The organism is Microbacterium sp. zg-YB36 (assembly GCF_024623575.2).
GTDB lineage: Bacteria > Actinomycetota > Actinomycetes > Actinomycetales > Microbacteriaceae > Microbacterium.
In genome coordinates, this window is the sequence record NZ_JANJFD020000001.1 from 1,522,004 (window position 1) to 1,543,389 (window position 21,386).

The following is a 21,386-nucleotide window of genomic DNA, read 5'->3' on the forward strand; positions in this document are numbered from 1 at the left end:
GATGTGGAAGCGTCACATGCATGAAACCCGAAACACCCGTGTGGATGCCGGACTTCCGCCGCATCTGGGGTGCTCAGGGTGCCGCCGTGCTCGCCGATGAGATCGGTGAGCTGGCCATCCCGCTGCTGGCGGTGCTGACGCTGCACGCCTCGGCGGCCGATCTCGGCCTGCTCGGGGTGGCACGGTGGGCGCCGTTCCTGATCCTCGCGCTGCCGCTGGGGGTGCTCGTGGATCGACTCCGCCGCCGCCCCCTGCTCATGACCGCGAACGTCGTGCGGGCGGTGGTGATCACCGCGACCGCGATCATCGCGGCATCCGGCGGGTTGTCCATGCCGCTGCTGATCGCGCTGGTGGGCATCGTCGGGTGCGGCCTCGTACTGTTCGAGGTCGCGACACCGTCCTTCCTCCCGGCGGTCGTGCCCGTGGCCTTCCTGCCGCAGGCGAACGCGCGCCTGCAGGCGACGACGGCCACGATGCAGGTCGGCGGCCCAGGCATCGGCGGGGCGCTCGTGCAGCTGCTGACCGCACCGGCGGCGCTGTGCGCGACGGCGGTGGGGTACGCGGCATCCGCCATTGCGCTGGCCCGCGTGCGCGTGCCGGAGACGCCGGGACAATCCACGCCGTTCCTCCGGGCGCTGCGCGACGGGCTCGCGTTCGTGCGGGCCGACCGGTACCTCGTGGCCAACCTCGGGTTCTCCGCGATCTACAACCCGTTCTCCCAGTGGGTGATGGTGCTGCTGCCGCTGCACGCGGTGGCGACGTTGGGGTTGGATGCCGCGGCGATCGGACTGGTCTTCGCGGTGGGGGCGGCCGGTGCCGTGCTGGGCGCGATGTGCTCCGCGGCGGTCGTGCGGCGATGGGGCGCGGGTCGTCCGCTGATGTGGTGCGCCGCAGTCGAGTGCGTCGTGCTGCTCGGGCTGCCCGTCGTGGAGCGTTCGTGGGGCACCGTGGCGGTCATCGCCGCGCTCGGCGGCATCCTGGCCGTCAACGGCGCCTGCACCGCACTGTCGAGCGTCATCCTCGTGACGATCCGGCAGTACCGCTCGCCGGATCGGATCCTCGGACGCGTCAATGCCAGCATGCGGTGGCTGACTTACGGCACCGTCGCGCTGGGATCGGCCGCCGGCGGGTTCGTCGGCGAAGCGATCGGCACGCGCGGGGCGATGACGATCGGGGCGATCCTGTGCCTGGGCACGATCGTGTGGGTCGCGCTGTCGCCGCTGCCGCGAATCGGCGATCCTGCTGAGCTGGCGGTGGTCAGCCGCCGCTGACTCGGCGGCGGGTTCCGGCATCCACTCCCCGACCCAGGCGCCGGATTACTCCAGGCCGCTGTAGGCGTGCAGTCCCTTGAAGAACTGGTTCACGATCGTGAAGTTGAAGATCACGGTGGCAAAGCCGATGATCGACAGCCACGCGGAGCGCACGCCGCGCCAGCCGCGGGTGGCGCGGGCGTGGATGTATCCGGCGTAGAGCACCCAGATGACGAAGGTCCACACTTCCTTCGTGTCGAAGCCCCAGTAGCGGCCCCACGCGTCGTTGGCCCAGATGGACCCGGCGATGAGGGTGAAGGTCCAGAAGATGAACCCGATGATCGCGAACCGGTAGGCCAGCGACTCCAGCGCGTCGGCGCTGGGCAGAATGCGCAGGAACCCCGAGCGCACCGGGCGGGCGGCGGCGCCGTCGACGGCGGCAGCCTGGGCGGCGCGGGCCCGCGTCTCTCGGTGCGCCTGGAACAGTTGCAACACCGACAGGGCGAACGCGAGTGCGAAGAAGGCTGTCGACAGGGATGCCACGAAGACGTGGATTACGAGCCACACGCTCTTGAGCGGGTCCATGAGGGGCACGACGTCGACGTGGTACAGCGTCGCCCCGCCCAGGAGCACCGCGACCAGACCGGTGATGAACGCGCCGAGGAAGCGCAGGTCGTAGCGGAACAGCACGCCGAGGTACACCGCGACGATGAGCATGGTGCCGGTGAGGGCGAACTCGTACATGTTGGCCCACGGCACCCGCTCGGCCGCGATGCCGCGCAGCACGTCGGCGGCGACGTGGAATCCGAAGCCGAGCCACGTCAGTGCGGTGCCGATCCGCGCCCACAGGTATCGGGCGCGCTTGCCGGGGCGCGCGTCGAGTTCGGCCGCGGCCGCCTCCTCCTGCGCGCGCAGTTGACCGGCGGTTTCGCGGGCACCGGCAGCGCCGGCTCCGACGAGCTCGCGCGCACGGGCATCCTGCGCCTTGACGGCCTGGTCGGAGCGGCGGGCGAGGTCGACGGCGTATGCCACGAAGGCCAGCGCATAGATGACGATGGCCGTCCACACCAGCAGCAGGGAGACGTCGTCGAGCGAGAGCGCTTCGGTCGCAGGCATGGCATCCAGTCTACGTCGGGCCCCTTCCGCCGAAGCGGGCGGGCGGGGCGGTACAGAGGGGTGGGGTGCGAGTACTCACTGGGCGAAGCGAATACTCACTCGGCGACGCGAATACTCACTCGGCGACGCGAATACTCACTCGGCAGCGCGAATACTCACTCGGCAGCGCGAATACTCACTCGGGAGCGGAGGCGGGACTCTAGGGCGTCGGTGTGGCGACGGGCGACGTCGTCGACGGCCGCGCGCAGCGTCGGGTCCTCGCCTCGGGCAAGACCGGCGTACTCGAGGCGCACGGTGCCGCCGTCGACGGTCGCCTTGACCCACATGCGCCGGCGCGGCATGAACAGCGCCACCATGAGCCCGAGGGTCGCCAGCACCGCGAAGAACAGCACCCACGGGGCGCCCACGTCGCGGTGGATGGACAGCGAGGCGAATCGCGGCACCGATTCGGTGTACCCCTCGGCACCGGCGGGCGAGGCATTCTCGAACGTCACAGTGCCCCAGCCGTTGGGAAGGTCGGCCGTCTCGCCCGGGGCCAGCTCGATCGAGTCGGCATCCACGGCGCGACCGGTGAGCTGCTCCATGCCCTCCGGGTCGAGCGTGTAGACCGAGCGGGGCGTGCCGTCGTCGATGCCGAGATCGCCGGCGTAGACGTCGAGGGTGACCACGGGGTTGATGAGCGCCGGGTACACCGAGGTCAGCGCGCCGGTGCTCAGCGCCGTCGCGGTGGGATAGAAGAACCCGATCATGCCCAGCTGCTCCGGCAGCCCGTCGGTCACCTTGACGACACCGAGCGAGGTCATGGCGGCATCCTGCGGCAGGAACGGCACCGACTCGCTGAAGACGACCTCACCGTCGGCGTCGCGCACGGTGATGGTCGGCGCATAGCCGTTGCCCATCAGGTAGATGCGGTCGCCCTCGAGGTCGACGGGGTGGTTGACCCGCACTTCGGCGGCCTGCTCGTCCTGGCCGGGCACCTTCGTCGTCAGCACGGCGGCAAAATCGCCCGCCTGCCCGGCGCCCTGCTCGCCCATCGGGATGTAGTTGACCTGGAACTCCTCCAGCGTCATCGAATACGGCGGCAGCGCCTCGGTATCAACGAACCGCCCCGGGTTGAAGGAGGAGTAGTCCGCGAGCGTGTTGACGAAGCTCTGCCCCTCCACCAGCACGTCCTGGCCGGTGTAGGTGAACCCGCCCCCGACGGCCACGGCCACCAGCACCCCCACGAGCGACCCGTGGAAGACGAGGTTGCCGGTCTCCCGCAGGTAGCCCCGCTCGGCCGACACCGAATAAACGCCGCGGCCGTCGTAGCGCTCCACGCGGTACCCGGCCTTGCGCAGCTGGTCGCCGGCGAGGTCGATCGCCTCGGCGGCGACGGGTTCGGCATCCGTCCCCTCCGGCAGCGGGACGACCGCATCGGTGTGATCGTCCAGGCGCGACAGCCGTGCGGGCGTGCGCGGCGGGCGGGAGCGCATCGCCTTCCAGTGGTGCTTGGTACGCGGGATGACGCACCCGATCAGCGAGATGAACAGCAGGATGTAGATCGCCGAGAACCACGGCGACGAGTACACGTCGAACAGGCTCAGCCCGTCGAGGATCGGGTACAGGTCCGGGTTGTCGGACTTGTACTGCGTGACACCGTTGGGGTCGGCGCTGCGCTGCGGCACGATCGACCCGGGGATCGCGGCGATCGCCAGCAGCAGCAGCAGCACGACGGCCGTGCGCATGCTGGTCAGCTGCCGCCAGCCCCAGCGCAGCCATCCGACGAAGCCGAGGTTGGGCTGCTGGATGCCGGTGGGAGCGTCGCCGTCGGCGTGATCGGCGGGCCGCATGGGACCGTCGATCGGCTCGTCGGGGGTCACCGTGTCAGAGGGGGAGCTGGACACTGCCGATCACCGCCCCGAGCCGTGACATCAGATCGGTCCACACACCCGTGACCATCAGCAGTCCGAGAGCGATCAGCAGGATGCCTCCGATGATGTTGATGGCGCGGATGTAGCGCTTGACGAACGCGACCGAGCGGGTCGCCCAGCCGAAGCCGATGGCCAGCAGGATGAACGGCAGGCCCAGGCCCAGCGAATAAGCCACCCCGAGGATGCCGGCACGCACCGGGTCGCCCTGATTGATCGAGATCGCGAGGATCGCCGTCATCGTCGGGCCGATGCACGGCGCCCAGCCGATGCCCATCGCGATACCGAGGAGCGGGGCCCCGACCAAGCCGAGATTCTCGCGCATGCGGGGTCGGAAGGTGCGCTGGGCGACGCCGAAGACGCCGATGAACACCAGGCCCAGCAGGATCACGATGACACCCAGCACGCGCGTGATCGGGTCCTGATACCGGATGAACAGCTGACCGAGCGTCCCGCCGATCACGAAGATCGCCACGAACACCGCGGTGAACCCTGCGATGAACAGCAGCACGCCCCACAGCAGCCGGGACTTGTTCTTCCCGCCGGTGCCGCCGGCGCGGGCCGGAGCGGCCCCGCCGAGGAAGCCCAGGTACCCCGGGACCAGCGGCAGCACGCACGGGGACAGGAACGACACCAGCCCCGCGAGCATCGCGATCGGGATCGCCAGCCACAGTGCGCCGTCGAAGACGATCGCGAACGGGTTCACGAGCTCTCCGCCAGGGTGTCGCGCACGATCGTGGTCAGGATCGAGGCGTCCTGCAGCTGCCCGATGATGCGCGCGGCGAGGCGCCCCTCACCGTCGAGCACGAGGGTCGTCGGCACGGCCTGCAGCGACGTCACCTCGGCGAACGCGAGCTTCAGGTCGGGGTCGCGGTGGGCGAGCACCGACGGGTAGGTGATGCCGTAGGTGCGATCGAAGGATGCCGCGGTGGCGGCTTCGTCGTAGATGTTGACGCCGAGGAACGACACGTCCGCGTCGGCGAACTGCTCGTTCGCCTCCTGCAGGTGGGGGGCCTCGGCGCGGCACGGGCCGCACCCGGCGTACCAGAAGTTGACCACGACGACGTCGCCGGCCAGCTCATCGCTGGTGACGGTGCCGCCGTCGACGGCGGTGCCGGAGAACTCGATCGGCGCCTCACGGTCGGCCGCGGCGATCTCGGTGACGGCGAAGTCGCGGGAGACGAAGCCGTCGCCCTCCTGGTAGGCATCGACGAGGTCGTCGTTCTGCCCGGTGCAGGCGGCAAGGCCTGCCGTCAGCGCCACGGCGGCCAGTGCGGCGGCGACGGTGCGCAGCCGGGGAGTGCGTCGCGGGGCCATCACACCGCTCCCACGTCCACGGCGCCGGACAGCGTCGCCGGCTCCACGTAGCCGATCTCCGACCAGGTGCCGTCGTCGTCCAGGCGCAGGCTCGTGATACTCGACAGCGCGCAGCGGCGCTGGGTGGGGTTGTGTCGCAGGAATGCGCCGGTGACGGCGAGGTGGGTGACCCAGATGGGCAGCTGGTGCGAGACGATCACCGCGTCGCCGGCGGCGGTGCCCGCCCAGGCGTCGCGCATCGCGGCATCCATCCGCGCCACGATGTGTGCGTACGGTTCACCCCAGCTGGGCAGATCGGGGGCACGCAGGTGACGCCAGTTGATGGGGTTGACCAGCGCGCGCTTCATGCGACGGCCCTCGAACACGTTGGTCGGTTCGATGACGCGGTCATCGATGACCGGTTCCACGCCGAACAGTTCGGTGAACGGCTCGGCCGATTCGCGGGTGCGCTGCAGCGGCGAGCACACCAGGTGGCCGACGGGGCGCTGCAGTGCCTGCACGTACTCGGCGGCCTGCCGGGCCATGCGGCGGCCGTCGTCGCTCAGGCCGAAGCCGGGGAGCCGGCCGTACAACACCCGGCGGGGGTTGTAGACCTCCCCGTGGCGCACGAGATGGAGGCGATCGGCAGGCACGCGGCAAGTCTACGGTGGTCGGTTCTGTGCACGCGCTGAGCGGGCGGAACCTAAGCCGCGTCGGGGTCGATCGCGCGGCGTGTGTCCAGCAGCAGCCGGATCCGCGCGTAGAGGAACCAGGCGACGCCCACCGCGACGGCGACGATCACGACGTACTGCAGCACGTCGGCATACGCCTCGACGATGTGCCACGACTCCCCCAGGAAGAACCCGGCCAGCACGAAGATGCTGTTCCAGATCGCACTGCCCGCGAGAGTGAGCAGCCCGAAGCGCCACAGCGGCATCCGGGCGACGCCGGCGGGGATCGAGATGAGGCTGCGGAAGATCGGGATCATGCGTCCGAAGAACACCGCCTTGCCGCCGTGCTTGGCGAACCAGGCGATGGTGCGGTCGATGTCCTCGGGGTGCAGCAGCGGCACCTTCGCGGCGATCCAGCGCAGCCGACCGGCACCGAGCCAGGCGCCGAGCCCGTAAAGAAGGAAGGCGCCGACGACCGATCCGGCCGTGGTCCACAGCAGCGCTTCCAGCAGGGTGAATCCGCCGCGGCTGGCCGCCAGACCCGCCATCGGCAGGATCGCCTCGCTGGGCAGCGGCGGGAACAGGCTCTCCAGCGCGGTCGCAGCTCCCGCGCCGACGGGGCCGATGGTGTCCATGAGCGACACCGTCCAGTCCGCCAGTGCGGTCAGCCAGGAGCCGTCCGAGGCATCGGTGGCGGCGGCGGCAATCGTCACGGCGGCGAGCGTCATAACCCCACGGTAGGGAAGGGGCCACGCTGGAACCTGGGGGAAGCCCGTACGCGTCGGGCGGGATTTCCCGAAAGCCTCCCCCACGTAGACTGGTCGATCGTGAGTGAACGCGTTCTCGTCCAGCAGCTTCAGGGTCTCCCCGATGGGCCCGTCACGGTGTCCGGATGGGTAGAGACCGTCCGTGATCAAAAGAAGGTGCAGTTCGTCATCCTGCGGGATGAAACGGGCGCGGTGCAGCTGGTCAACCCGGCCACCCGCCCCGCCGCCGCCGACGCGGTCGACGCACCCGAGCCGGATGCCGACAAGCTCGCGCTGACCTCGCTCATCTCCGAGCTGACCACCGGCACCTTCCTCACCGTCACCGGTGAGCTCAAGCACGACGAGCGCGTCAAGCTCGGCGGGGTCGAGATCAAGATCGGCTCGCTCGAGGTGGCATCCGCCGCCCTCCCGGAGACCCCCATCGCCGCCGACAGCGGCATGGACAAGCGCATGGACTGGCGGTTCCTGGACCTTCGCCAGCGCCGCAACAACCTGATCTTCCGCGTGCAGACCACCCTCGAGCACGCGATGCGCTCGTACTGGATCGAGCGCGACTACATCGAGATCCACACCCCGAAGCTCATGGCATCCGCGTCGGAGTCCAACGCCGAGCTGTTCGAGGTGCCCTACTTCGAGGACAAGACGGCCTACCTCGCGCAGTCGCCGCAGTTCTACAAGCAGATGGCCCAGGTCGCCGGCTTCGGCAAGATCTTCGAGATCGCCCCCGCCTTCCGTGCCGACCCGTCGTTCACGAGCCGTCACGCGACCGAGTTCACCTCGATCGACGCCGAGATCAGCTGGATCGACTCGCACGAAGACGTCGCCGCGATGCAGGAAGAGCTGCTGGCGACGGCCATCCAGGCGGTCAAGGACAAGCACGGCGCCGAGATCGAGGAGCTGTTCGGCATCGAGGTGCAGGTGCCGCAGATCCCGTTCCCGCGCATCCCGCTGGCCGAGGCCCTCGAGATCGTGAAGTCCCGCGGCTACGAGGTCCCCCGCACCGACGGTGACCTCGACCCCGAGGGCGAACGACAGATCTCGGCCTACGTCGAGGAGACCTACGGGCACCAGTTCGTCTTCATCACCGACTACCACCCCGAGATCCGTGCGTTCTACCACATGCGCGACGCCGAGACCGGGCTGACGAAGTCGTACGACCTGCTGTTCAAGGGCGTGGAGATCACCACCGGCGCACAGCGCGAGCACCGCGTCGACGTGCTGATCGAGCAGGCGCGCGAGAAGGGTCTGGAGCCGGAGCACCTGGACTTCTACTTCGACTTCTTCCGCTTCGGCGCCCCGCCCCACGGCGGTTTCGGCATGGGCCTGGCCCGCGTCATGATGCTGCTGCTGGGTCAGGACTCGATCCGCGAGGTGACCTACCTCTTCCGGGGCCCCACGCGCCTGGCCCCCTAACCAAAACCGTGAGACCACAGCTGGTCGCCGAGACGTTGGGAATTTCCCACGGTCTCGGCGACCAGCTGTCGTTTCACCGGGTGGAGGGCGGGGCGGCGGAGGTCAGGGTCGCGGCGGTGGTGCCGGGGGCGACGGCGTCGATCAGGGCCAGCAGGGCCTGATTCAGCCGGGTCAGCTGCAGCGACACCCGCGCCGCCGCTTCGGATGCCACGGCGAAGTCCTCCGCCGGATGCAGTCGCTCGGGGAGCCGCCCCGCGAGCACGTCGCGCGCGGCCTGTACGTTCTCGTCGGTCGCCTGCACGAGCGCACCCCAATCCGCAGCCTCCGGCATCGACGGGTGGATGCGGGTCACGGCACGGCCAAGGCGACGTGCGTAGTACAGCGCCGACCACAGCGCCGTCAGCTGAGCCTCGATGCCATCCGCACGCAACGCGCCCGGATTGCGCCGGACGGGCTTGGCGAGCTCCTCCAGCTGCATCATCAGCCGGCCGAGCTGGCTCTCCCGCTCCGCCCGCGCGTCCCGCTCGAGCGCGACACCGCCTACGAGTGGTGCCAGCTGGTCTTGGAGGAGCGCGCCGGTCTCGTCGAGGATGTGGCCCATGCTCGCCACCACGCGCGTACCGGTGCGCGTGGGCAGCACAACGGCGGCGATCACGGCCGCCACGACCGCACCGATCGCGGTCTCCACCAGCCGGATCTGCACCGTCTCGACATCGAGGGTGCCCTGCAGGTCGTACATCGTCGCCAGCATCAGGGTGACCCAGAAGCCCATCCACGCCGGGGCCACCGACCGCGACAGCGTCATGAAGAACACGCTCACGATCAGCAGCGGAAAGGCCCAGAGCGCGCTGTGTCCCGCGACGATCGCCAGGCCGAAGGCGATGCCGGAGCCGGCCATCGTCGCGACGATGCGCTGAATCGCCTTGCGTCGCGTCTCACCATCGGAGTCGCTGATCACCCGGAACGCCGGCATCGCTGCCCAGTACTGGTGACTGGTGGACACGAGGCTCCCCAGGAATAGCGCGAGGCCCGTGGCGAACCCTGCCTGCACCGCCTGCCTGTCGCTGGGACGCAGCCCACCAGCCTCCGCCGCCGGGGCGGCATGCGCCGTCGATCGTGCCGCGGCAGCCTCCGTGGCGGCGGGGCTGTCCGTGACGGCGGCGCTGTCCGCGGCGGCGCTATCCGCCGCGGCGACGCCTTCCGTCGCGGCGGCGCTATCAGCGGCGACGCCCTCTGTCTCCGCGCCGCGCGGGCCGCCGGAATCCGCCTCGCCGGTCCCATCGGGGGCGAGCTGCAGCAGCCGCAACCCGTCGACCGCTTCGAGGAGCTCGACCGTGGCGAACAGGATGCGGCGCACCTCGGGAGCAAGTCCGTGCGGCGGCTGCCATGGCGCGCGCCGCACCGGGGGTGCCGTACCCGACGCGCCGTCCCGGAACGTGCTCAGTTCGAGACGCACCGCCACGAGATCGGCCGCCAGCCTCGCGCGTTCCTCCGGTGTGATCGAGGTACGCGACACGACCGGCAGCAGCGCCTGCAGGTTCTCCGCCGCCAACTGCACGTCGAACACGCGGATGCGCAGTGTGCGCGCTCGCTCGGGCGACATCTGCGCGGGCGTCAGCCTGTCGATCGGCCCGCTGATCTGGTCGACCGTGCGCTCCAGCGCCGCACGCTCGGCGAGGAGCGCGCGCACCAGCCGCCGGTCGGTGCGGCCGGTCGACACGAGATCGACCATCGTGTCCACGAGCACCCCGACGCGCTCGTAGAGGGCGGCGATCCCGCCGTCGAGCTGACGGGGGACGGTGGGCTCCGGGATGGTCTGCGCGAGCCAGGCGGCCGCGAGTCCCGCGACGGCGCACGCCAGCGTGCTGAGGATCGCGCCGGGGGTGAGACCGATGAGCAGGCTGAAGTAGAACGTCACGAACCCCAGTTGCGCCAGCGCCGTCAGTCGGCGGAATCTGCGCAGCCACACCGCCACTGCCGCCACGATCGCCATCGCGACCGCGATGGCGACGGGATCTTTCGGCAGCAGGCTGCCGAAGGTGATCGCGAATGCGACCGGGATGACCGCGACCGCCGTCGCTGCCAGCCGCGCCCGCGCCGTCGCGCCGGCGGCCACCGAGGGCGTGGCGAACAGCGCGATCATCGCGGCGATCGTTGCGCTGCCCGTGGCGGCCACCGACATGACGTTCGTCGCGACCACCGCCAGGACGACCGCCACCGCGACGGCGGCAAGACTTCGCAGCGCATCGGTCACCCGCACCCGGCCGGGATCGATGAACAGCAGCTGCCGCCGCACCCAGGCCGTGGGTCCGAAGGGACGCCGACCGCTGCCGGAAGGGTCTTCGCCAGGTGCCGGGATGATCGGTACCCGGGGGCCGGTGATCGCGGCCGGCAACGGTGTGCCGGGCGTACGGTCGAGGGCGCCCGCGCCCGCCGTGGCGGCGAGGCCCCGGTAGACGGGCTGGTAGTCCAGGTCACGGCTGACGGCGGCCAGCAGCGTCTGCGCCTCGACGTCGAACGCGAGCCACTGCGTGTAGCGACGATGGGCGTCGTCGGGGTCGATGGTCGCCGACGAGCGGACGAGCGCGGCCGCACGTCGTTCCACGGTGAGGAACCGCAGCACTCCGGGGTCGATGCTGCGCCTTCGCCCCGGTTCCCGAAACGCCGCCACCTCTTGGGCGAACTGCTCGACCCGCACCGGCGCGGGAGCCGATGGCACGGGGACGCGCAGCATCCGCCGCAGCCGTGACTGCAGCTCCTCGAGGTGATCGGCCAGCGGTACGAGCGCCGGTTGCGTTGCGGCCGCACTCGCCGTCGGCATCCCCCAGCGCAGCGCCCCGACCACCCCCGCCGTCATGTACAGGCTGAACGGCAGGGAGACCTGATCCCGCCCGCTCTGGAGGTAGTACGCCAGCGGGTTTCGGGCAAGTCCAGCCGAGTAGGCGCTCAGCGGCTCGATGATCGACCCGAGCCACGGATCGAGACGGCGCGGCCGGCCATCGGGAAAATACGGCGCGAGCACGTCGATGGGGTCGGGGATGCCGCGCCCGGCCCGGAAGTAGCGCGCCGACAGGGTGCGCAGCGCCCGCCCGACCCCGGCCACGCCGGAGACGAACGCCAGGACGAGCACGCCCACCAGCACGGCGACCACCGCCTGCACGACGGCGATCACGAGCAGCGCGTCGTCGTCGCCCGTACTGCCGCGGACGAGCTGCGACGCGGGCCACGCGCCGAGGTACAGCGCGTGCGCATAGTCCGCGTCGGCATCCCGTGCGGCGAGCATGGCGCCGAAGTAGATGAGGCTGAAGCCGGCGATGGTGCCACACACCCACCACACGATCGCCGTGACCATGAGCAGCGAACCCGCCTGGCGCAGGGCGGCCGGCCGCCGTGCGCGCCGCAGCCGCCGCGTCACCCCGCGCAGCAGCACCCACTCACCGCGCACGAGACGGTTCACGACGGGGCCGCCGGCGTCGGCGTCCAGCACGGTGACCAGCGCGTCACCCAGTGTCACCAGCACCAGAAGCGCCCCGCCGAGGAGCCATGCGGTCGCGCTCACAGCCGATCCCGGGAGCGGTGTCCCACCACCGCGGCCGATGCCGCGACGATGCTTGCCACCAGAATCCCGACAGCGAATGCGTCAGCGGCGAGAACACCCCCGACGGCGGCACCCAGCCCCATCAGCACGATCGCCAGCATCCGGCGCAGCACGCCGAGATCGCGCAGGCCCACGCCGAGGAAGAGAGTCATGCCCAGCCCCACCGTCGTACTCGAAACCGCGACCGTGATGATCTGCGACACCGCCACCTGCACCGCTGCCGCCCCCTGCGCCCCCATCGCGAACGACAGCACCGCCGTCACCGTGAAGGCGGATGCCGCGAACCGATGAGGCGGCCAGACGGCGGTCGCCGCCGCCACCACCGTGAGCAGGACGGCCACGCCCGCGACGACCGCGGTCGTACGTGACGTCCATCTCGGCGGTTCACCCCGTCCGATGCGACCGGCCACGGCAGCACCCAGCAGGAACCAGCCGAGCGAGAACAGCGCCGGCCCCCAATCGGTGCCGCCCGCACCGACCGCCCCCATGCTCAGCAGCAGCACGTTCCCCGACATGTTCGACGTGAACACGCCGTTCAGCGAGATCCAGCTGAGGGCGTCGACGATCCCCGTCCCGAAGGTCAGCGCGAGGAGACACCCGACATGGACACGCGACACTCCGTGACCCTGCGGATCATCGTCGAACCACGTCCCTTCGAGAGAAGCCGCGCGCATGACGTCTCACCGAACGGGGTGCGGCACCGCGTGCAGGTGGCTGCCCCTCGAGCGCTCGACGTCGGTCATGCGGGCGAGCTTAGGTGGCCCCGGAGACGGCGGACAGGGGGGTTGACACACCCCTCGTCCCCGCGCCGCGGTAAACTCGAATTCTGCCTGCGCACAGTCGCAGGGTGGCCGACCGGGGTTCCTCCGGCGGTCCGAGGCTAGAAACCTCCGGCATCTCTCACCCAGACCCCCGGAGGTTTTTTTGATGTCTACACCCCTGTCCGGGCGCACCCGTTGGTGGGCCCTGGCGGTGCTGTCCCTCACGCAACTCGTGGTGGTGCTGGACGGCACGATCGTGAACATCGCGCTCCCTCAAGCCCAGATCGCGCTCGATCTCACCGACAGTGCGCGGCAGTGGGTCGTGACCGCCTATGCCCTCGCGTTCGGCGCGCTGCTACTGCTGGGCGGACGCATCGCCGACTACTGGGGGCGCAAGCGCACCTACATGGTCGGCATGGTCGGCTTCGGCCTCGCGTCGCTGTGGGGCGGGCTCGCTCAGTCCGGGTTCGAACTCATCGCCGCACGCGGCCTGCAGGGCGTGTTCGCGGCACTGCTGGCACCGGCCGCCCTCGCACTGCTGACGGTGACGTTCCCCTCGGGCCGGGACCGCAACACCGCCTTCGCCGTGTTCGGCACCGTCGCCGGTGCCGGCGCCGCCGTGGGGCTGGCGCTCGGCGGTGTGCTGACGGAGTTCCTCAGCTGGCGGTGGTGCCTGCTGGTGAACATCTTCTTCGTGATCGTCGGCATCGTCGGTGCGCTGCTGTTCCTGCGCGAATCCAGGGCCGAAGGCGACAACCGGTACGACGTCTGGGGGGCAATCACGGTCACACTCGGCCTCGGCTCGCTGGTGTACGGCTTCAGCCTCGCCGAGCACGGCTGGGGCAGCCCTTCGACGATCCTCTTCCTCGCCGTGGGCGTGGCGCTCATCGCGCTGTTCGTGTGGATCGAGACGAAGGTGGACCAGCCGCTGCTGCCACTGCGCGTGGTCACCCACCGCGTGCGTGCCGGCGCGTTCCTGATCCAGGCCGTTGCCGGCAGCGTGATGATCGGCGCGACGCTGTACCTCACGTTCCACCTGCAGCTGGTGATGGGCATGTCGGCCCTCGAGGCTGGGCTTGCGAGCCTGCCGCTGCCGCTGGGGACGATGGTCACCGCGCCGATCGTGACGAAGCTGCTCGCGCGCATCGGCGCGCGTCCGCTGATGATCACCGGCCCGATCGTGGTGGCAGCGGCCCTGCTGCTGCTGTCGCGCATCACCGGCGGCGCGTACGCCGTCGAGGTGCTGGCCCCGCTCATCGTGATGGGTGCCGGTATGGCGTTCATCTTCGTGCCGCTGCAGAACCTGGCGCTGGCCGGCGTCCCGGCACACGATGCCGGTATCGCCTCGGCCACCGCCAACTCGGCGATGCAGATCGGCGGTTCGATCGGCCTGAGCGTCTTCACCGCCATCTACGCCTCGGTCGTCGGCCCGCACGGTGCCGGCCTGCCACCGGCAAACGCCCTGATCGACGGGTACAGCGCGGCGTTCGTCGCCGCCGCCGTCGGCATGGCCATCGCCGCGGTCATCGCGATCGTCTTCATCCGCGGCCCCCGGCACGAGATGATCCCGGGCAGCGGCGCGGCATCGGTCGCGCACAGCTGACCCGACGCAGCTGCCGCATGCGGCGGGTTAGGCTCGCCGCATGCCGCAGCGCCTGGATGGAACCGTCAATTTCCGCGACACCGGCGGGATGCCGCTGGCATCAGGTGGCACCACCCGGGAGGGCGTGCTCTACCGCTCGGATGCCCTCAGCGGCCTGACCCCCAGAGGCCTCGAGCAGCTCGCCGCGACCGACATCGACGTGATCGTCGACTTCCGGACCCCGTTCGAGCAGCAGATGGCCCCAGACCGGCTGCCGGCCGGCCGCACCTTCCGCACGCTGCAGCTTCCGCTGCTCGAGGGCGCCATCACCGGGCTCGCGCAACAGGCCATGCAGACCGGTGATCCGGATGCCGTTGCTCACGCGATCGGCGATGCGCTGGACCGGCTGCCCACCCTCGGCGCCCTCTATCTCGGGATGCTGCAGCACGCGGCATCCGCGTTCGCCGACGTCGCCCGTGCGATCGGGACTCCGACCTCCGAGAACGAAGCCGTGCTGGTGCACTGCACCGCAGGCAAGGACCGCACCGGGGTCGCCATCGCGCTGATCCTGGATGCGGCCGGCGTCGAGCGCGACGCGATCGTCGCGGACTACACGCTGTCCGAGCGCAACCTCGCCGGGCCGTGGGCGGATCGCATGCTCGGCACCGTGGCTGCCATGGGCGTGTCGCTGACCCCGGCGCTGACCACCCTCATCGCGGGGTCACCGGCATCCGCCATCGAAGAGGCCCTCGCCTGGGTCGACGACCAGGGCGGCGCGGCGGCCTACCTCGGCACCGGCGGCCTCACCGACGCGGAGATTGCGGCGCTGCGCACGCGCCTGACCACCTGAGCTCAGGTGTCACTTCGTGCCGCTTGCGGGCGCGCGAAGCGACCACAACTGCCACCCGAACGCGCGGCGGCGTCAGATCTCGAGGTCGACGGCCACGCGGTCGGAGCGGATGCCGCCGATGAACGCGGCGACCTCCTTGTGCGCGGGGTGCTCCTGGTAGGCATCGAGGCCTGCGACGTCGTCGAAGTCCGCGACGAGGGCGAGCTCCCAGTTGCCGGGGAGGTCGAGCGCGTTCGCGCCGGCGCTCATCGAGCGCAGCGTCGGAACGACACCGACCAGCGCCTCCAGCCGGCGGCCCGCCTCGGCGGCCTGCTCGGTGCGCGTCGCCGCGTCGTCGGCGGCGAGCTTGAATGCCACGATGTGACGGATCATCCGGGGACCTCCTCGGTCAGTGCCGCGCGCAGCCGGTCGGCCGAGACGCGCCAGTGTGCGTGCAGCCGGCCGTCGACGAGGACGACCGGGATCTTCTCCCACCACGCGTCGTACAGCGCGGGATCGTCGAGGATCGACCTCTCCTGCACCGCGACGCGGTCTTCGGGGAGTTCGGCGACGACGGTCTCCACGATCTCGCGCGCGACGTCACACAGGTGACAGTCGGGCTTGGAGATCAGGGTGATCGTGGTCACGTCAGTGCTCGATCGGGAAACCCGCCGCGACCCAGTCGCTCGTGCCGCCGTCGACGTTGGTCGCGTCGTAACCGCGCTGCGTGAGCGCGGCGACGACCTGACCGGAGCGGCCGCCGACCTGGCAGATGACGTCGAACGGCTCGTCAGGAAGCCGGTCGAGCTGGTCGCCCAACTGTGACATCGGCAGGTTGATCGCCCCCGGCACATGGCCGGCGGCGAACTCATGCTCTTCGCGCACGTCGATGAGCGGCGTGCCTTGACGCTCCCGCAGCTGCTGAACGGTGATCGACTTCATGACACTCCTTTCGGCGGAACACGAAGCGCCCCCTGCGACGCGGTCATCGACCGGTCGGGGGCGCTTAGTGGATGCCGCTTACTTCTTGTTGCGGCGCTGGTGGCGAGTCTTGCGAAGCAGCTTGCGGTGCTTCTTCTTCGCCATGCGCTTGCGACGCTTCTTGATGACAGAACCCACGGGAACCTCACTATGTCGGGGGTCTGGGCGCGGTGGTACCACGCCCAAGATCGGGCAAACGGAAAATGCCTCGTGCCAGTCTAGCCGACGTCGGCGATGGGACGTTGCAGGGCCTCGAGGACGGCACTCTCGGGGACACGGTAGCTGCGACCGAAGCGCACGGCGGGCAATTCGCCGGCGTGCACCAGGCGGTAGACGGTCATTTTCGACACGCGCATGAGGTCGGCGACCTCAGCGACCGTCAAGAACCGCATATCAGGCAGCTCAGCCATGGTTTCCCCCCTCACGCTGTGGTCACTCTAGAGCGAACGGGCGACGCGTGTAAACAGGTGTGACCGGTGGTGCAGATGGGACGAGCGCGTGCTAGTCCGATCGCGACCGCGGAGCCCGGCTTCGGTCAGCGGCCGGGGATCTTGTTGAACACGCTGGTGAACGCGTGCTTGGCGGATGCCGCGGCCCGGCCGACCGCGTCGGCCGCCTGCGCCGCCGAGTCGTTGAGGGTGTGCGCGCCGTCGTCGGCCTCGTCTTCGAGCAGGAACGGCACGAGCCAGTCGTCCACCGCATCCAGGGGCGCCGTGGACAGGCTGTAGTAGCGGTGCTGCCCCTCCTCGCGCACGGAAACGAGCTCGGCTTCGCGCAGCACCTTCAGGTGCTTGGAGACCGTCGGCTGGCTGACGCCGAGGTCGTGCACGATGTGCGAGACGCTGGTACCACCACGCTCGCCGTTGGACGCTCGGTCGAGCAGAAGCTGCAGGATGTCCCGACGGGTGCCGTCGGCGATCACGTCGAAGATATCCGCCATGGGGATAGGTTAGCGGCGGCCGTGCGGGAGTACCATGACACGGATCCAAGAGCGAGGGGGACGCCGCATGACGGGGCACACCGTCGGCACGCGTCTGCGGCGCCGCACCCTGGCCGGACTTCGTTCGGCGTGGGACGAACTGCGGGCGTTGACCACCTCCTCTCCCGCCCGGTTCGCCGTGCTGATCTTCGTCGCGCTCATCCTGGTGTTCACGGCGCTGTACTCACTCCCCGCCGCTGCGGCGGACGGGAAGCGCACTGCACTGGCCGACGCACTGTTCACCGCGGTGTCGACGATCTGCGTGACGGGCCTGTCGACGGTGAACATGTATTCACACTGGTCGCCGCTGGGCCACGTGATCACCTACATCGGCGTGAACGTCGGGGCACTGGGCGTGCTGACGCTCGCGTCGATCCTGGGACTGGTGATCTCCAAGCGCCTGGGGCTGCGCGCCAAGCTCATCGCCGCCGGTGACAGCAACCCGCTGCGCGCACACGGCGGTCCCGTCAACGAGGGCCAGACGGTGCGGCTGGGGGAAGTCGGTCAGCTGCTGGCCACGGTCGCACTTTCCACGCTCATCATCGAGGCCGCGCTGACCGTCCTGATCTACCCGGCACTGATCATCGCCGGCATCGACCCGGTCGCCGCCCTCTGGGAGGCGCCCTACTACGCGGCGATGTCGTTCACGAACACCGGCTTCGTTCCCAATGCCGAGGGCCTGGCGCCCTTCGCGGACGACTACTTCCTGCTCACGGTGCTGATGGCCGGCGTATTCCTGGGGTCGATCGGATTCCCGGTGATCTTCACGCTGTGGCGGCACACCTGGCACGTGCGGCGCTGGTCGCTGCACGCCAAGCTCACTCTCATCACCACCATCGTGCTGTTCTTCGTCGGCGCGGTCGTGTTCGTCGGACTGGAGTACCTCAACCCGAAGACCTTCGGGTCGATGGATGCCTGGGACACCGCGTTCCAATCGCTCTTCCTCTCGGCGATGACCCGCTCCGGCGGATTCTCGCTGATCGAGATCGGCGAACTGAACGGCTCGTCGCTGTTGGTCGGCTCGATGCTCATGTTCGTCGGTGGCGGGTCGGCGTCCACGGCGGGTGGCATCAAGGTGACCACCCTCGCGGTGCTCGCCCTCGCGGTGTGGTCCGAGGCAAAGGGGCGCCAGTCGGTGGAGGTTTTCGGCCGGCGCATCCCGAGCGACGTGCAGCGGGTCGCGCTGTCGGTCGTGGCCTGGGGCGCGACGATCGTGGCGGTGTCGACCATCACCATCGCGCAGATCACCAAGGCGCCGGTGGAGCTGGTGCTGTTCGACGTCATCTCGGGCTTCGCGACCGTCGGCCTGTCGACCGGCCTCACGGCGGAGCTGCCCGACTCCGCGATCTACGTGCTGGCGGCGACGATGTTCATGGGCCGCGTTGGTACAGTGACTCTCGCGGCTGCGGTGGCTGCCACGACACGTTCGCAGCTGTACTCGATGCCGGTGGAAAGGCCGATCGTTGGTTGAGCAGATCCGGGGCGATGCCCCCGTCCTCGTCATCGGCCTCGGCCGCTTCGGTGCCGCGTGCGCCGGCGAGCTGGACCGCCTGGACCGTGAGGTGCTCGCGATCGACGCGAACCTCGAGCTGGTGCAGAAGTGGTCCGAGCGCGTCACCCACACCGTGCAGGCCGACGGCCGCAACATCGACGCGCTGCGGCAGGTGGGCGCGCAGGACTTCCAGGTGGCGATCGTCGCGACGGGTTCGTCTATCGAGGCATCCGTGCTCATCACCGCCAACCTCGTCGACCTGAAGATCCCGCAGATCTGGGCCAAGGCGGTCTCGCAGTCGCACGGCAAGATCCTCGCCCGCGTCGGCGCGAACCACGTCGTCTACCCGGAGCGTGAAGCCGGCGAGCGCGTCGCGCACCTGGTGAGCGGGCGGATGCTGGACTTCATCCGGTTCGACGACGATTTCGTCCTCGCCAAGATGTACCCGCCGAAGTTCATCCGCGGCGTGGGTCTGAACGAATCCGGCGTGCGCACCAAGTACCGCGTGACGGTGGTGGGTGTGAAGAGCCCCGGCAAGCCGTTCCGCTACGCCGAGGCCAACACGGTGGTCACCAACCACGACCTCATCATCGTGTCGGGCACCAACTCCGACATCGAGCGGTTCGCCGGACTCGACCGCTGACCCGCGTCAGGATCCGGCGGCCAACTCCCGGGCCCGCGCGAGCGCGGCATCCGTCGCCGTCGTGAACAGGTCGTCCAGGCGCGCCTCCGCCAGCACGGCGACAGCCCGTTCGGTGGTCCCGTTGGGGCTGGTGACCTGACGGCGCAGCTCCGCCGGCTCCTCGCCGGACGCTTCCAGCAGTGCCGTCGCGCCCAGGAACGTCTGCTCGACCATGAGCCGCGCGGAGGCCTCATCGAAGCCCTTCGCGACGGCGGCCTTGGTGAGTTCCTCGATCAGCAGGAACACATACGCCGGTCCCGACCCGGAGATCGTCGACAGCGCGTCGATCTGGTCCTCGGGAACCTCCACGACTGCGCCGACCGTCTCGAACAGCCGGCGCACCAGCGCGACGTCGTGGGCGGTCGCGGTCGTGCCGGCGGCGAGGCCGGTCACGCCCTTGCCGACCAGCGCGGGGGTGTTCGGCATCGACCGCAGCACCGCGACGCCGTCGCCCAGGATCTGCTCGAAGGTCGCGACGGTGACGCCGGCGGCCAGGCTCACCACGATCGTCCCGGGCCGCAGGTCGCCGGAGATCTCGCGCAGCAGATCCGGCACCATACCCGGCTTCACGCCGATGAGGACGATGTCTGCGGATGCCGCGGCCTGCACGTTGCCGTCCGGATTCTGCTCCAGGGCGACGCTCGTCACCCCGGCGAGGTCTGCCAGCTTGGCCGCCTTCGCCGCGGTGCGGTTGGTCACTGTGACCGAGGGTGCCAGGCCCGACTTCACCAGACCGTGCAGCACGGCCCCGCCCATCGAACCGGCACCCAGGATCGCGACAGCAGGCAGCGCAGAAGTCATGCATCCATCCTTTCAGACGTGCCGCGAGAGGGATTTGCGACGGCCGGGTGCCATCGGCGGTCACCGGGCACGCGGCTATAGTGACGAGCACGGGAACGGCCCCGGAGGCCCTCTCACCGAGCAGACGAAGGACTCATCATGCAGACCCTCCTCGACGGGATCTCGGCGCGGCTCATTGAGACGCCGCGCCTGACGGTCAACATCCTCGAGCGCATCGCAGACGATCCCGCCACGCCCGCCGACCGCACCGTCGTTTTCGTGCACGGCAACGTGGCGTCGAGCCTGTTCTGGCAGGAGATCATGCAGGATCTGCCCGGCGACCTGCGCCCGATCGCGGTGGATCTGCGCGGCTACGGCGACACCGATCACGAGCCGGTCGACGCCACGCGGGGCGTCCGTGACTTCAGCGACGACGTGCACGCGACGCTCGAGGCGCTGAACCTGCCGGCGACGCACCTGGTCGGCTGGGGAATGGGCGCGGGCGTGGTCATGCAGTACGCGCTGGATCACCCGGTGCTCTCCCTGACCTTGGAGTCGCCGGTCTCCCCCTACGGATTCGGCGGCACCCGCCGCGACGGCAGCCGGCTGACCGCCGATGATGCCGGCTGCGGGGCGGGTACGGCCAACCCGGACTTCGTCGAGCGGCTGACCGCAGGCGACAGCAGCGATGAGGCATCCACGTCTCCGCGCAACGTCTTCCGTTCGTCCTACGTGGCCCCCGGGTACCGCACCGAGCACGAGGACGTGTGGGTCGCGTCGATGCTGAGCACCTCCACCGCCACCGGCAACTACCCCGGTGACAGCGTGCACAGCGACAACTGGCCCGGCTACGGGGCGGGTCCCATCGGCGCGCTCAACACCGTGGCGCCGCGGTACTTCGACGTCTCCGGCATCGTGGACCTGGAGCGCAAGCCGCCGATCCTGTGGATCCACGGCACCGCGGACGTGGTCGTCTCGGATGCCTCGTTCTCCGATGTCAACCAACTGGGGCTGCTGGGCATCGTGCCGGAGTGGCCCGGCGTCGACGTGGCGCCGCCGCAGGAGATGGTTGCCCAGACCCGCCATGTGCTCGGTGCCTACGCCGACGCCGGGGGCTACGTGGTCGAGCTGGCGCTCGAAGATGTCGGGCACACCCCGCACCTGGAGCGCCCGGCGGTGTTCCGCCACGAGCTGCTGGCCGCGATCGGCTACATCGGCCGCCCGGCGAACCCCGCCCCGCCCACCGAGGCCATCGTCATCGCCTCCTCGGACTGAGCGA

General features: G+C 69.9%; 22 protein-coding genes. 7 read left to right on the forward strand and 15 right to left on the reverse strand.

Features of this window, described 5'->3' with window-relative positions:
* The first annotated feature begins 20 nt into the window (after nucleotides 1–20).
* Entirely contained in the window at nucleotides 21–1,271 is a 1,251-nt protein-coding gene (locus NQ151_RS07840) for an MFS transporter (protein WP_257527635.1), read from the forward strand.
* A gap of 45 nt (nucleotides 1,272–1,316) precedes the next feature.
* Here NQ151_RS07840 and ccsB read toward each other — a convergent pair whose 3' ends face one another.
* From ccsB to NQ151_RS07870, 6 genes are all read right to left on the reverse strand, one after another.
* On the reverse strand, nucleotides 1,317–2,366 hold the full coding sequence (gene ccsB / locus NQ151_RS07845; protein WP_257527636.1) for a c-type cytochrome biogenesis protein CcsB: 1,050 nt from the start codon (nucleotides 2,364–2,366) through the stop codon (nucleotides 1,317–1,319).
* 155 nt (nucleotides 2,367–2,521) lie between these two features.
* A complete protein-coding gene (gene resB / locus NQ151_RS07850) occupies nucleotides 2,522–4,252 on the reverse strand; it encodes a cytochrome c biogenesis protein ResB (protein WP_502883560.1) in 1,731 nt (576 codons plus the stop codon).
* A complete protein-coding gene (locus NQ151_RS07855) occupies nucleotides 4,233–4,982 on the reverse strand; it encodes a cytochrome c biogenesis CcdA family protein (protein WP_257527637.1) in 750 nt (249 codons plus the stop codon). Before NQ151_RS07855 ends, resB begins: the two co-directional genes overlap by 20 nt.
* The gene (locus tag NQ151_RS07860; RefSeq protein ID WP_257527638.1) at nucleotides 4,979–5,593 is read right to left on the reverse strand and encodes a TlpA family protein disulfide reductase; all 615 of its coding nucleotides are present in this window, start codon (nucleotides 5,591–5,593) and stop codon (nucleotides 4,979–4,981) included. The genes NQ151_RS07855 and NQ151_RS07860 overlap by 4 nt, the downstream gene beginning before the upstream one ends.
* Entirely contained in the window at nucleotides 5,593–6,225 is a 633-nt protein-coding gene (locus NQ151_RS07865) for a histidine phosphatase family protein (protein ID WP_257527639.1), read from the reverse strand. Before NQ151_RS07865 ends, NQ151_RS07860 begins: the two co-directional genes overlap by 1 nt.
* A 50-nt stretch (nucleotides 6,226–6,275) precedes the next feature.
* Nucleotides 6,276–6,971 (reverse strand): DedA family protein, encoded by a 696-nt coding sequence (locus NQ151_RS07870; protein ID WP_257527640.1) that lies wholly within the window; start codon nucleotides 6,969–6,971, stop codon nucleotides 6,276–6,278.
* 99 nt (nucleotides 6,972–7,070) lie between these two features.
* On the opposite strand from NQ151_RS07870, the gene aspS reads away from it, so the two are divergent.
* Complete coding sequence (aspS, locus tag NQ151_RS07875) at nucleotides 7,071–8,423, forward strand: aspartate--tRNA(Asn) ligase (RefSeq protein WP_257527641.1); 1,353 nt, start codon at nucleotides 7,071–7,073, stop codon at nucleotides 8,421–8,423.
* A gap of 73 nt (nucleotides 8,424–8,496) precedes the next feature.
* Here the strand turns inward: aspS and NQ151_RS07880 are convergent, their stop codons facing one another.
* Nucleotides 8,497–11,982 carry an FUSC family protein gene (locus tag NQ151_RS07880; protein WP_257527642.1) on the reverse strand — a complete coding sequence of 1,162 codons (3,486 nt, stop codon included), beginning with the start codon at nucleotides 11,980–11,982 and terminating at the stop codon, nucleotides 8,497–8,499.
* Nucleotides 11,979–12,638, reverse strand: a complete 660-nt coding sequence (locus NQ151_RS07885; protein ID WP_257527643.1) for a YoaK family protein — start codon at nucleotides 12,636–12,638, stop codon at nucleotides 11,979–11,981. The genes NQ151_RS07880 and NQ151_RS07885 overlap by 4 nt, the downstream gene beginning before the upstream one ends.
* A 310-nt stretch (nucleotides 12,639–12,948) precedes the next feature.
* Here NQ151_RS07885 and NQ151_RS07890 point away from each other — a divergent pair, with 310 nt between their 5' ends.
* Nucleotides 12,949–14,385: an MFS transporter gene (locus NQ151_RS07890; protein WP_257527644.1), complete on the forward strand. Its 1,437-nt coding sequence runs from the start codon at nucleotides 12,949–12,951 to the stop codon at nucleotides 14,383–14,385.
* Between the two features lie 40 nt (nucleotides 14,386–14,425).
* Complete coding sequence (locus NQ151_RS07895; protein ID WP_257527645.1) at nucleotides 14,426–15,214, forward strand: tyrosine-protein phosphatase; 789 nt, start codon at nucleotides 14,426–14,428, stop codon at nucleotides 15,212–15,214.
* A 72-nt stretch (nucleotides 15,215–15,286) separates the two neighbouring features.
* Here NQ151_RS07895 and NQ151_RS07900 read toward each other — a convergent pair whose 3' ends face one another.
* The 6 genes from NQ151_RS07900 to NQ151_RS07925 all read right to left on the reverse strand — a co-directional run bounded on the left by NQ151_RS07900 (nucleotide 15,287) and on the right by NQ151_RS07925 (nucleotide 17,114).
* A complete protein-coding gene (locus NQ151_RS07900) occupies nucleotides 15,287–15,586 on the reverse strand; it encodes a Dabb family protein (RefSeq protein ID WP_257507871.1) in 300 nt (99 codons plus the stop codon).
* On the reverse strand, nucleotides 15,583–15,840 hold the full coding sequence (locus NQ151_RS07905; RefSeq protein ID WP_257507870.1) for a glutaredoxin family protein: 258 nt from the start codon (nucleotides 15,838–15,840) through the stop codon (nucleotides 15,583–15,585). Before NQ151_RS07905 ends, NQ151_RS07900 begins: the two co-directional genes overlap by 4 nt.
* Before the next feature lies 1 nt (nucleotide 15,841).
* A complete protein-coding gene (locus NQ151_RS07910) occupies nucleotides 15,842–16,135 on the reverse strand; it encodes a rhodanese-like domain-containing protein (protein ID WP_257527646.1) in 294 nt (97 codons plus the stop codon).
* A 78-nt stretch (nucleotides 16,136–16,213) separates the two neighbouring features.
* Nucleotides 16,214–16,312, reverse strand: coding sequence for a 30S ribosomal protein bS22 (locus NQ151_RS07915; protein ID WP_003792170.1), 99 nt, complete (start codon nucleotides 16,310–16,312; stop codon nucleotides 16,214–16,216).
* Nucleotides 16,313–16,392: 80 nt separating this feature from the next.
* A complete protein-coding gene (locus NQ151_RS07920) occupies nucleotides 16,393–16,584 on the reverse strand; it encodes a helix-turn-helix domain-containing protein (RefSeq protein WP_257507868.1) in 192 nt (63 codons plus the stop codon).
* 125 nt (nucleotides 16,585–16,709) lie between these two features.
* The gene (locus NQ151_RS07925; protein ID WP_257507867.1) at nucleotides 16,710–17,114 is read right to left on the reverse strand and encodes an ArsR/SmtB family transcription factor; all 405 of its coding nucleotides are present in this window, start codon (nucleotides 17,112–17,114) and stop codon (nucleotides 16,710–16,712) included.
* Between the two features lie 67 nt (nucleotides 17,115–17,181).
* Here NQ151_RS07925 and NQ151_RS07930 point away from each other — a divergent pair, with 67 nt between their 5' ends.
* Nucleotides 17,182–18,624, forward strand: coding sequence for a TrkH family potassium uptake protein (locus NQ151_RS07930; RefSeq protein WP_257527647.1), 1,443 nt, complete (start codon nucleotides 17,182–17,184; stop codon nucleotides 18,622–18,624).
* Nucleotides 18,617–19,288: a potassium channel family protein gene (locus NQ151_RS07935; RefSeq protein ID WP_257507865.1), complete on the forward strand. Its 672-nt coding sequence runs from the start codon at nucleotides 18,617–18,619 to the stop codon at nucleotides 19,286–19,288. Before NQ151_RS07930 ends, NQ151_RS07935 begins: the two co-directional genes overlap by 8 nt.
* Nucleotides 19,289–19,294: 6 nt before the next feature.
* Here NQ151_RS07935 and proC read toward each other — a convergent pair whose 3' ends face one another.
* Nucleotides 19,295–20,128 (reverse strand): pyrroline-5-carboxylate reductase, encoded by an 834-nt coding sequence (proC, locus tag NQ151_RS07940; RefSeq protein ID WP_257507864.1) that lies wholly within the window; start codon nucleotides 20,126–20,128, stop codon nucleotides 19,295–19,297.
* 138 nt (nucleotides 20,129–20,266) lie between these two features.
* On the opposite strand from proC, the gene NQ151_RS07945 reads away from it, so the two are divergent.
* Nucleotides 20,267–21,382 carry an alpha/beta fold hydrolase gene (locus tag NQ151_RS07945; RefSeq protein ID WP_257527648.1) on the forward strand — a complete coding sequence of 372 codons (1,116 nt, stop codon included), beginning with the start codon at nucleotides 20,267–20,269 and terminating at the stop codon, nucleotides 21,380–21,382.
* Nucleotides 21,383–21,386 lie beyond the last annotated feature (4 nt).